Origin of the sequence: Microcoleus sp. C2D2 (assembly GCF_036702495.1) — a bacterium.
Lineage (GTDB): Bacteria > Cyanobacteriota > Cyanobacteriia > Cyanobacteriales > Microcoleaceae > Microcoleus.
The window spans coordinates 15,207-27,202 of record NZ_JAUBTO010000119.1 but is presented as its reverse complement, the minus strand read 5'-3'; the positions used below and the strand labels follow the sequence as shown (position 1 = coordinate 27,202).

The 11,996-nt window shown below is 46.5% G+C and carries 7 protein-coding genes; all 7 read left to right on the top strand.

Annotated features, from left to right (window positions below; all coding sequences use genetic code 11):
• Positions 1 to 39: 39 nt before the first annotated feature.
• Positions 40 to 5,268, top strand: a complete 5,229-nt coding sequence (locus QUB61_RS28850) for a HAMP domain-containing protein (protein ID WP_445301000.1) — start codon at positions 40 to 42, stop codon at positions 5,266 to 5,268.
• Positions 5,269 to 5,511: 243 nt separating this feature from the next.
• The gene (locus tag QUB61_RS28845; protein ID WP_333132751.1) at positions 5,512 to 6,339 is read left to right on the top strand and encodes a protein-glutamate O-methyltransferase CheR; all 828 of its coding nucleotides are present in this window, start codon (positions 5,512 to 5,514) and stop codon (positions 6,337 to 6,339) included.
• Entirely contained in the window at positions 6,293 to 7,018 is a 726-nt protein-coding gene (locus QUB61_RS28840; protein WP_333132750.1) for a chemotaxis protein CheB, read from the top strand. The genes QUB61_RS28845 and QUB61_RS28840 overlap by 47 nt, the downstream gene beginning before the upstream one ends.
• A 7-nt stretch (positions 7,019 to 7,025) precedes the next feature.
• Positions 7,026 to 9,095 carry a response regulator gene (locus QUB61_RS28835; RefSeq protein ID WP_333132749.1) on the top strand — a complete coding sequence of 690 codons (2,070 nt, stop codon included), beginning with the start codon at positions 7,026 to 7,028 and terminating at the stop codon, positions 9,093 to 9,095.
• A 135-nt stretch (positions 9,096 to 9,230) separates the two neighbouring features.
• Positions 9,231 to 10,058 carry a type I methionyl aminopeptidase gene (gene map, locus QUB61_RS28830; RefSeq protein ID WP_333132748.1) on the top strand — a complete coding sequence of 276 codons (828 nt, stop codon included), beginning with the start codon at positions 9,231 to 9,233 and terminating at the stop codon, positions 10,056 to 10,058.
• 205 nt (positions 10,059 to 10,263) lie between these two features.
• Positions 10,264 to 10,956, top strand: a complete 693-nt coding sequence (locus tag QUB61_RS28825; RefSeq protein WP_333132747.1) for a response regulator transcription factor — start codon at positions 10,264 to 10,266, stop codon at positions 10,954 to 10,956.
• 597 nt (positions 10,957 to 11,553) lie between these two features.
• Positions 11,554 to 11,913, top strand: coding sequence for a hypothetical protein (locus QUB61_RS28820; RefSeq protein WP_333132746.1), 360 nt, complete (start codon positions 11,554 to 11,556; stop codon positions 11,911 to 11,913).
• Positions 11,914 to 11,996 lie beyond the last annotated feature (83 nt).

The following is an 11,996-nucleotide window of genomic DNA, read 5'->3' as shown; positions in this document are numbered from 1 at the left end:
GCAGGAACCTGGAAAGATTTAACGGATTCAGTTAACTCAATGGCGGGGAATTTAACAGCACAAGTCCGCAACATTGCGGAAGTGACAACGGCGGTGGCAAATGGCGATTTATCCAAGAAAATTACAGTAGATGTTAAAGGCGAAATTCTCGAACTGAAAAACACGATTAACATCATGGTGGATCAGTTGAGTTCCTTCGCATCTGAAGTAACGCGGGTGGCGAGAGAAGTAGGAACCGAAGGCAAATTAGGCGTCCAAGCTGAAGTGCGGGGAGTGGCAGGAACCTGGAAAGATTTAACGGATTCAGTTAACTCGATGGCCGGCAATCTTACGGCACAAGTAAGGAACATTGCCGACGTGACGACTGCTGTGGCAAATGGCGATTTATCTAAAAAAATTACAGTAGATGTTAAAGGCGAAATTCTCGAACTGAAAAACACGATTAACATCATGGTGGATCAGTTAAATTCCTTCGCATCAGAAGTAACGCGGGTGGCGAGAGAAGTAGGTTCCGAAGGCAAACTCGGCGGTCAAGCAGAAGTTAAGGGAGTTGCAGGAACTTGGAAGGATTTAACGGATAGCGTTAACTTCATGGCAGGCAGTTTGACAGCACAAGTCCGCAACATCGCTGAAGTAACAACCGCTGTGGCAAAGGGCGATTTATCCAAGAAAATTACAGTAGATGTTAAAGGCGAAATTCTCGAACTGAAAAACACCGTCAACACGATGGTTGACCAGTTAAATTCCTTCGCATCAGAAGTAACCAGGGTTGCTAGGGAAGTGGGAACAGAAGGGAAATTGGGCGTACAAGCAGAAGTGCAGGAAGTAGCAGGAACCTGGAAAGATTTAACGGATTCAGTTAACTCAATGGCGGGGAATTTAACAGCACAAGTCCGCAACATTGCTGATGTGACGACGGCGGTTGCTAACGGTGACTTGTCTAAAAAAATTACGGTACAGGTTAAAGGCGAAATTTTAGAACTGAAAAACACCATTAACGTGATGGTGGATCAGCTTAATTCCTTTGCATCTGAAGTAACCAGGGTTGCTAGGGAAGTGGGTTCCGAAGGTAAACTCGGCGGTCAAGCGGATGTTCGAGGCGTAGCAGGAACTTGGAAGGATTTAACTGATTCAGTTAATTTTATGGCGGGTAGTTTGACAGAACAAGTACGGAATATTGCTGCTGTTACGACTGCTGTGGCTAATGGCGATTTATCTAAAAAAATTACTGTAGATGTTAAAGGTGAAATTCTGGAGTTAAAAAACACCGTCAACACGATGGTGGATCAGTTAAATTCCTTTGCTTCGGAAGTAACTAGGGTTGCTAGGGAAGTGGGAACGGAAGGGAAATTAGGCGTGCAAGCTGAAGTTAAAGGAGTTGCAGGAACCTGGAAAGATTTAACGGATTCAGTTAACTCGATGGCGGGTAATCTTACCGCCCAAGTGCGGAACATTGCGGAAGTGACAACCGCTGTGGCAAATGGCGATTTATCCAAGAAAATTACAGTAGATGTTAAAGGGGAAATTCTCGAACTGAAAAACACGATTAACATCATGGTGGATCAGTTGAGTTCCTTCGCATCAGAAGTAACCAGAGTTGCTAGGGAAGTAGGAACGGAAGGTAAATTAGGCGTGCAAGCTTACGTGCGGGGTGTAGGGGGAACTTGGAAAGATTTAACTGATAATGTTAATTTGATGGCGGGGAATTTGACGGCGCAGGTGCGGAATATTGCGGAAGTGACGAAAGCGGTGGCAAATGGCGATTTGTCTAAGAAAATCACCGTTGATGTTAAAGGCGAAATTCTGGAGTTGAAAGATACTATTAACGTGATGGTGGATCAGCTTAATTCCTTCGCTTCTGAGGTGACGCGGGTGGCGCGGGAGGTGGGAACTGAGGGTAAATTGGGCGGTCAAGCTGATGTGAAAGGAGTTGCGGGAACTTGGAAAGATTTAACCGACAATGTAAACTCGATGGCGGGGAATTTGACAGCGCAGGTGCGGGGTATTGCTAAGGTTGTGACGGCGGTGGCGAATGGCGATTTGAAGCGCAAATTAATGCTGGAAGCTAAGGGAGAAATTGCGACTCTGGCAGATACGATTAATGAGATGATTGATACGCTGGCGACGTTTGCCGATCAAGTTACTACTGTGGCGCGGGAGGTGGGAATTGAAGGGAAATTGGGCGGCCAGGCGAAGGTTCCGGGCGCGGCGGGGACGTGGCGAGATTTGACGGATAATGTGAATGAGTTGGCGGCGAATTTGACTACTCAACTGCGGGCGATCGCGGAAGTGGCAATTGCTGTTACCAGAGGGGATTTAACGAGGTCAATTTCCGTCGCCACTGAAGGAGAAGTTGCCATTGTTAAGGACAACATTAACCAGATGATTGCCAATCTCCGGGAGACGACGCAGAAGAATACTGAGCAAGATTGGCTGAAAACAAACCTCGCTAAGTTCACTCGAATGCTACAAGGTCAGCGGGATTTAGAAACTGTTTCTAAACTAATTCTCTCAGAATTGACGCCGCTGGTTTCTGCTCAGCATGGCGTATTCTTTATGATGGAAGGTGTGGAGCACGATCCGTTTCTCAAACTGTTAAGTACCTACGCATACCGCGAACGCAAACAGTTAGGAAATAGATTCCATTTAGGCGAAGGTTTGGTAGGACAGTGCGCCCTGGAAAAGGAACGAATACTGTTGACTGAAGTGCCGGAAAACTACGTTAAAATTGGCTCGGGACTGGGAGAGTCTACGCCGTTGAATGTCGTGGTTTTACCCGTACTATTTGAGGGACAAGTGACGGCAGTAATTGAGTTAGCTTCGTTCCGCCGCTTCAGCGAAATACACTTGACATTTCTCGACCAACTTACAGAAAGTATCGCCATTGTTTTAAATACAATTGCGGCGAGTATGCGGACGGAAGAGTTGCTGAAACAGTCGCAGTCTTTGGCAGAAGAGTTGCAAACTCAGCAAAAAGAACTAACGGAAACTAACAAGCGTCTCGAACAACAAGCGCAGTCGCTGCGTGCATCGGAGGAACTGTTGAAGAGTCAGCAGGAAGAGTTGCAGCAGACGAATGAAGAACTAGAAGAACAAGCTGAATTGCTAGCGCTGCAAAATAAGGAAGTTGAGCGGAAAAACCGAGATATCGAACAGGCGAGGGGGTTGTTGGAAGAAAGAGCCGAACAGTTGGCTCTAACTTCTAAGTATAAGTCGGAGTTTCTGGCAAATATGTCTCACGAGTTGCGAACTCCGCTGAATTCGCTGTTGATTCTGGCTCGATTGCTTTCTGACAATACTGAGGGTAATTTGACTCAGAAGCAAGTTGAATACACGCGCACAATTTACTCGGCGGGAACGGATTTGTTAGGGCTGATTAATGACATTTTGGATCTCGCTAAGATTGAATCAGGCACGATGTCGGTGGAAATTGAGCAAGTGTTGTTTCCGGACTTGCGAGATCATTTGGAGCGAACTTTCCGCCAAATCGCCCAGGATAAGAAGTTGAGTTTTAAAATCGAGCTTGAGGTTGGGTTGCCAAAAGGTCTCTATACTGATGCTAAACGGCTGCAACAAGTTTTGAAGAATCTCCTCTCTAATGCGTTTAAGTTTACAGAGCGGGGTGAGGTGAAATTGCGTGTCGAAGTAGCGCGGGAAGGGTGGAGTTTAGAGATAGGCAGTTTAACGAGTTCCGCTACTGTTTTGGCTTTCTCAGTTAGCGATACGGGGATTGGGATTTCTGCTGAAAAACACAGGGTTATTTTTGAGGCTTTCCAACAAGCTGATGGTAGCACTAGCCGCAAATACGGGGGCACGGGTTTGGGTTTGTCAATTAGTAGAGAAATTGCTAATCTGTTAGGTGGAGAAATTAAATTGACAAGTCGCCCTGGTGAGGGTAGTAAGTTCACGCTTTATCTGCCCCAAACTTACCAAGAATCGCGAGTAATGAATGATAAGGAATCGGGAACGGGCAAGCAAACGGCTCAATTGCCGCCTGATATTTCTTCCCCACCTCCTGCGCCGAATTTCAACTTGCCGATCGCCCCTTATCCATCACCTATTATCGCTGATGACCGGGAAAATGTCGAGCCGGGCGATCGCGTGCTGTTGATTATTGAAGATGACGTGAACTTCGCTCGGATTCTTTTGGATATGTCGCGGGAACAGGGTTTTAAAGGTTTAGTGGCTTTACGGAGCGATATCGGTTTGGCGATGGCGCGAGAGTTCAAGCCAACTGCGATTATGCTGGATCTAAATTTGCCTGTGATGGATGGCTGGACTGTGCTCGATCGCTTGAAGCATGACCCAACTACGCGCCACATTCCGGTTCACATTGTATCAGTTGAAGAAGGGCGGCAGCGCAGTTTGCAGTTAGGGGCGATCGCGTACTTACAAAAGCCTGTCAGTCGCGAAGCTTTGAGCAAAGCTTTGACGGATATTAAGGGTTTTGTGGAGCGGCCAGTGAAGAATTTGCTAGTGGTGGAAGACGACGAAACGCAGCGCCGCAGTATTGTGGATTTAATCGGCAATCACGATGTTTCTACCACGGCTGTGGGGAGCGGTGCAGAGGCGCTAGCAACTTTGAGGTCAGGGTCTTTTGACTGCGTTGTACTCGATTTGGGACTGCCAGATATGACTGGTTTTGAACTGATCGAGCAGATCAAGCAAGAGGCAACTTTGAAAGCTCTGCCGATTATTATTTATACGGGCAAAGAGTTGACGAGAGCCGAAGAAACTCAACTGAAGCGCATGGCGGAAACCATCATTGTTAAAGATGTGCGATCGCCTGAACGTTTGTTAGATGAAACAGCTTTGTTCCTGCACCGAGTCCAAGCAGATTTGCCGCAACCGAAGCGCGAAATGCTAGAGCAATTGTATCAAACAGATGCGACGCTGGCGGGCAAAAAAGTCTTGATTGTTGACGACGATATGCGAAATATTTTCGCGCTGACGAGTCTGCTGGAGCGCCATAAAATGGAAATTGTGTTTGCTGAAAACGGCAGACAGGGCATTACTACATTGCAAAATACGCCTGGCATAAATATTGTGTTGATGGACGTGATGATGCCAGAGATGGACGGTTATGAAACAATGCAAGCAATTCGTAATATGCCTCAATTCGCTTCCCTGCCAATGATTGCTCTGACTGCGAAAGCTATGAAGGGCGATCGGGAAAAATGTATCGAAGCTGGGGCGTCTGACTACATTACCAAACCTGTTGATACGGAACAGTTGCTCTCGCTGCTGCGTGTTTGGCTTTATCGATGAAAGAAGTCATTAGTCATTAGTCATTAGTCATTAGTCATTAGTCATTAGTCATTAGTCATTAGTCATTAGTCATCAGTTAACAGTTAACAGTCAACAGTTAACAGTCAGCAGTCAACCGTCAACCGTCAACAGTCAGCAGTCAACAGTTAACAGTCAACAGTCAACAGTCAACTATGCCCCATGCCCCATGCCCCATGCCCCATGCCCCATGCCCCATGCCCAATTCCCAATTACTAATAAAAAATGCCCGAAACCCATGAACTTGAAACAATCGAAATTAAACTGCTACTAGAGGGGATATTTCGCTATTACGGATTTGATTTTCGCAATTATGCTCTTGCCTCTCTCAAGCGCCGCATTTGGAACACTATTCGCTCGGAACAGCTCACCACTGTCTCGGCACTTCAGGACAAGCTACTCCACAATCCTGCCTACCTAGACCGTTTCCTGCTGGACATTTCTGTGAATGTAACGGCGATGTTTCGCGATCCCACCTTTTACCTTAGTTTCAGAAATAAAGTGGTGCCAATGCTGCGTACTTATCCTTTTATTCGGATTTGGCACGCTGGATGTTCAACAGGAGAAGAAGTCTATTCTATGGCAATCTTGCTGCAAGAAGAAGGACTTTATGACCGCTGTAGGATTTATGCTACTGATATGAATGAATTAGTTTTAAAAACCGCAAAAAATGGTATTTTCCCGCTGAAATCAATGCAAGAATATACGCAACTTTACCACCAAGCAGGAGGGAAAAAAGCGTTTTCTGAGTATTACACGGCTGCCTATGAAAATGCGATTTTTCGCTCTTCACTTAAAGAGAATATTGTCTTTGCTCACCACAACTTAGCAACGGATACTTCTTTTAATGAATTTAACGTGATCTTGTGCCGGAATGTGCTGATTTATTTCAATTCACACCTCCAAGCTCGGGTACACAAGCTTTTTTATGAGAGCCTGGGAATGTTTGGAATTTTAGGGCTGGGACATCAGGAGTCTCTGATTTTTACACCTTATGAAAAACACTATGAACCAATTGAAATTAGCGAGAAACTCTACCGCCGAGTTAAATAAAAAAAATTTTGAAATAGTGGTTGTTGGCACATCTTTGGGAGGGCTACAGGCTTTGACAGTCCTGCTGGCAGATTTGCCACAAAGCTTTCCTTTGCCTGTAGTTATTGTCCAACACCGCCATAAGAGTTCTCAGGACAGGCTTACTGATTTTTTACAACAGCAAACCTCTCTCCAAATCACTGAGGCAGAAGACAAAGAGCCGATCGCGCCGGGACGGGTTTATTTGGCTCCTGCTGACTATCACTTGCTCATAGAATCGCCTTGCGAGTGGGACCAGAGCGAGTCTGAAAACGACTTTACAGAGTGGGGGAGGGTTCCTGTGGAGCCACTCCACAATTCAAACTCCCCAATCCTAAGTCGCCCAACTCCTACATTTGCACTTTCAACAGAGGGTCCTGTCTGCTACGCGCGGCCCTCAATTGATGTGCTGTTTGAGTCTGCTGCGGATGCCTTTGGGGAGAAAGCGATCGGGATAATTTTAACGGGAGCTAATTCTGATGGTAGTGAAGGGCTGGCAAAAATTAAAGCTGAGGGAGGATTGACTTTTGTGGAGGAGCCGGCTTCGGCTCTATGCCGGACAATGCCGGCCTCCGCGATCGCAAATGTTGAAGTAGACTGGATTTTACCCCTCTCTAAAATCGCTCCCTGTTTAGTCAAGTTGCTAAGAATTAAAAATTAAAAAATTTATGGATGTGCAGCGCCCCGAACGAGTAAATGTCCTTTTAGTTGACGATCGCCCAGAAAATTTGCTGGCTCTAGAAGCTATCCTCAACAGCCCCTCTTATAATCTAGTACAAGCTAATTCCGGCACGGAGGCTCTCAGATGTCTGCTCAATCAAGATTTTGCGGTAATTTTACTTGATGTGCAGATGCCGGGAATGGATGGATTTGAGACAGCAACATTGATTCGCTCTAGAGATCGATCGCGATCGACTCCGATTATTTTTATCACAGCATTCAGCAGTAATGACACCCACGTGTTTAAAGGTTATTCTCTGGGCGCGGTGGATTACCTGTTCAAACCCTTGAAACCGGAAATATTGACATCGAAGGTGCAGGTATTTGTGGAATTGTTCCAAAAAACAGTCGAGGTGAAGCAGCAAGCAACACAGTTAGCTGCTGTTAATAGTGAACTAAGTAAAAGTGAAGAGCGGTTTCGCACTTTGTGTGCTTGTTCGCCGCTGGGAATTTACTTAGCTGACGTTGAAGGCCGCTGTACTTACATGAATCCCCGCTGTGAAGCCATTTCCGGGTTAATTTTAGATAAAAGTTTGGCAGAGGTTTGGCAGCGGGAGGCTCATCCAGAAGATCGCGATCGCGTAGCGGCACATTTGTCAGCATGGATTAAAGAAAGCCAGGAATATTCTAGCGAGTTCCGATTAGCTGTTAGCGAAACTGTGCGTTGGATTCACGTGCAGTCGTCGCCAATGTTTTCGGATTTGGGAAAACTGATCGGTCACGTGGGCACGGTGAGAGATATCACAGACCGCAAGCAAGCAGAGGAAGAACGAGGCAGACTAATCCGCGAACAAGTGGCGCGGCAGGAAGCTGAGAGAGCTAACCAGATGAAGGATGAATTTCTCGCGATTCTTTCTCACGAACTCCGCACTCCTTTAAATGCAATTCTCGGCTGGTCCAGGCTGCTTCGGGTTAAAAAATTTGACGAAGAAACTATTGATAAAGCTCTAGAAACAATTGAGCGTAATGCTAAATCTCAATCTCAACTTATCGAAGATATTTTAGATGTTTCGCGGATTCTGCGGGGGAAACTAAATTTAAATAAGCATCCGATTCGGTTGGAATCTGTGATCGAGCTGGCAATTGATTCTTTGCAGCCGCTGGCTGAGGAAAAATCAATAGTCCTAGAATTAACCTGCAGTCCAAATGTAGGTGAAGTGATCGGCGATTCCGATCGCTTGCAGCAAATTGTGTGGAATTTGCTGTCAAATGCGATTAAGTTTACTCCGGAAGAGGGTAAAGTAGAGGTGCGGTTGGAGTCAGTTGGCGATGAAGCTCAAATTCAGATAATTGATAGCGGCATTGGTATCGCTCCTGATTTCTTGCCTTATGTGTTCGATCGCTTCCGCCAAGCTGATAGCAGCACAACTAGGTCTTACGGGGGTTTGGGACTGGGATTGGCGATCGTCCGTCACTTGGTGGAACAGCACGGCGGTAAGGTATATGCAGAAAATAATCCGGGCGAGGGTGCGAAATTTACGGTGGCTCTACCTCTTGCACAGAAAAACGCCCTCGCGGATGACGATGATTGGTCGCAGATCGATGACCAGGCCCGGACCCTCCCAACTCTGGTTAATTTGCAGTTGCTGGTGGTGGATGATGACGATGACACGCGGGAGTTTTTGATTGCTTTACTCGAGGAAGAAGGAGCTATGGTGCGATCGGCCTCATCGGTGGCCGAGGCTCTAGCTGCACTGGAGAGTTCTTGGCCGGATGTGCTGCTGAGTGACATTGGAATGCCCGGAGCTGACGGCTACGAGTTGATCGCGCGGGTGAGAGAAATGGAAGAGCTCAGGGGTGGAAAGATGCCTGCGATCGCCCTGACGGCCTACGCCAGAGAGTCCGAGCGCCAGCAAGCGCTGGAAGCTGGTTTCCAGATGCACTTATCTAAACCAGTTGAGGTAAGTCAGTTAATTGCCGGAATTGCTAACCTCGCAGGAATCGTCGCCGATCCCGAGCCGACGGACTCGGCGGTTGAAACCGCTTTTTTGACCCCCCAATCCCGTGCCGATTACTGAGAAAAATATTAAGCTAGCTTAAAGGACAAGCGATCGACAGTTCGGAACAAGACATCCGTTTTTATCCAAAAAGCCGGATATTTGCCGTTTTTTTGCTTCAACCTGCCGTCAAAGTACAAAATTACCCGACAATACATGAATATTTTTAGCAGTCTGCTTTCTGGGCCAACTCAAGCACCCCAAGTCACAAAACAGCGTCGAGGCATTGAAATTAAGTCGGAACGCGAAATCGAAATTATGCGGCAGGCAGCGAAAATCGTTGCAACGGTACTCAAAGAAATTTCCCAAATGGTCAAACCGGGAATGACTACTGCTGATTTGGATGCTTATGCGGAAAAACGCATCCGTTCTATGGGTGCAACTCCGAGTTTTAAAGGCTATCACGGTTTTCCGGGATCGATTTGCTCTAGCATTAATAACGAAGTTGTTCACGGCATCCCCAATCCCAAAAAGGTAATTCGGGCAGGAGATGTTCTTAAGGTAGATACTGGGGCATATTATCAAGGTTTTCACGGCGATTCTTGCATCACGATCGCAGTTGTGGAAGTAACACCGGAATCGGCAAAATTAATCCGAGTCGCAGAAGAAGCTCTCTACAAAGGCATCGAACAAGTCAAAGCAGGAGCCTATTTGCTCGATCTCGCTGGTGCGATCGAAGATCATGTCAAAAGCAACGGTTTTAGCGTCGTTGAGGAGTTTACCGGCCACGGTGTCGGGCGAAATTTGCACGAGGAACCGTCGGTTTTCAATTTCCGCACCCGCTCCATGCCAAACGTGAAATTGCGATCGGGCATGACATTGGCGATCGAACCGATTCTGAATGCCGGTTCTAAGTACACTCGGACGCTTTCGGACAAGTGGACTGCTGTAACCGTTGACAATGCTATGTCGGCTCAGTTTGAGCATACTGTGTTGGTGACGGAAACAGGCTATGAAATTTTGACCGACCGTTCAAAAGTTTAAGTTGAAGGGTTCAATAATAATTTTGAGTTTTGAGTTTTGAGTTTTGAATTAAAGATTTAATCAGTTTTTAATCCTTAGATCAAAACACAGCTCAAAACTCTTGAGTTTAACAACAATTTATTGAGATCCTTCGATGGATGGAGTGACAATAAGAGTTAATTTCGGCTAAAGTAAAAGATACTGGTAAAGCGTAAGGGTAAAAGATATGTCAGCACGATTATTATTGGTAGATGATGAACCGGGCTTGCGGGAAGCCGTACAAGCTTATTTGGAAGATAGCAATTTTGCGGTTGAGGTTGCCAGTAATGCTCGGGATGGGTGGGAACTCTTGCAGCAGACTAATCCGGATTTGGTGATTTCAGACATTATGATGCCGCAGGTGGACGGTTATCAGTTTCTCAAGCAAGTGCGGGAAGATCCTCGCTATAAGGCTTTGCCGGTGGTATTTTTGACGGCTAAGGGGATGACGAGCGATCGTATTCAAGGCTATCAAGCAGGCTGCGATGCTTATCTTTCTAAGCCCTTCGATCCCGACGAGTTAGTAGCAATAGTAACGAATTTGCTGGCCCGTCGCGCGGCTGCTAAGGAAACGAGCGAAAATGCTGAAAATCCAGATATTGCTGCTTTGACAAGCCAAATGGCGAGAATTGAGTCTTTGCTGAGCGGGCGCAGTTCGATCGCCCAAAGTCCTTCGCCGATTAAAATTGATTTGACTCCGCGAGAACAAAGCGTTTTGGATTTGGTTGCTCAAGGTTTGATGAATAAGGAAATTGCCCGCCGCTTGGAAACTAGCGTGCGCAATGTGGAAAAGTACGTCAGCCGTTTGTTTAGCAAGACGGGTACTAACAGCCGTACAGAGTTGGTTCGCTTCGCTCTCGAACACGGCTTGACTAAGTAGGAGCCCTCTCGACTTTGCTTTCGGCTCTTGCTCACCCATCTGCGTTACCAGGCTCTTCCTGGTAACGAGAATGCTGCAAAAACTTAGAAATGTTAAGATATAAGTATTGACAGATATCCCGTGGCTGTGGTATTGCACATCAGCTTGCTGGCAGCGCGGGGTGCGAAAACTCGTGTGCGCGAGAACTTCTCACCCACTTTGCTTTGAGTCTGAGATGAACACTCGTAAAGGCTCGGGAATTACTTAAGGTAACGAAAAAACCTGACTGTTTAAGAGCTTTCACGTAGTAAAAATAAAAGGGGAACAGTTGGGCGGATATGCTCCGTCAAGTAAACTTCCCGGGAAGTGTCACAGCTCAGGTTCTATCCTGTGGAAAAACAAGCCACTATTAATTAATGACTATGCTCAAAAACGAATACAAGCCCGCGACAGGAGTGGTAAGCAGCCGCCAAATTTAGACTCTTGTCCAAGCTCTCAGATTCATCTGTGGAGTAAATCTAAAATCTAAAATCTAAAAGCGACTTACCGCGCCAGACAGTAGCCGCGGATGTTGAATTTATAGCAGCACCAAAGTTTAGTTTATACCAGGAGGATAGCATGAGGAAAATCACGGCGCAACAAACGATAAGTGCCATAGTAGCACTGCCACTCCTACTAATGGCCAATACAACTCAAGCTTTTGCCGCTGATACCAGTCAGAAAATAGATCCAATTAAGAAAGTTTCGGATTTTGGCGATGAGCTGGATTTTGATATGGCGACACCAACAACAATCAGCATTGAAGAAAGCGAGGATTGGGATGAACCTGATTTTACAGCTACTTTAGATATCGAGATTAGTAAATTTATGACACACAATCTTCAAGCTGTAATTGATGAGCCGCCGCCGGTAGTTTATCTCAGTGCGGCGAGGGGCCAGTCAACCCGCGAATGCCGGATTTCTGGGATCTGCGAATAACTGAATCGGATTTGTGCGATGTGGGCGATGGCCCGCCCGCCCTCGCCCGTGCTACGACTCTTTTTCTCGGTATAATTATCGCT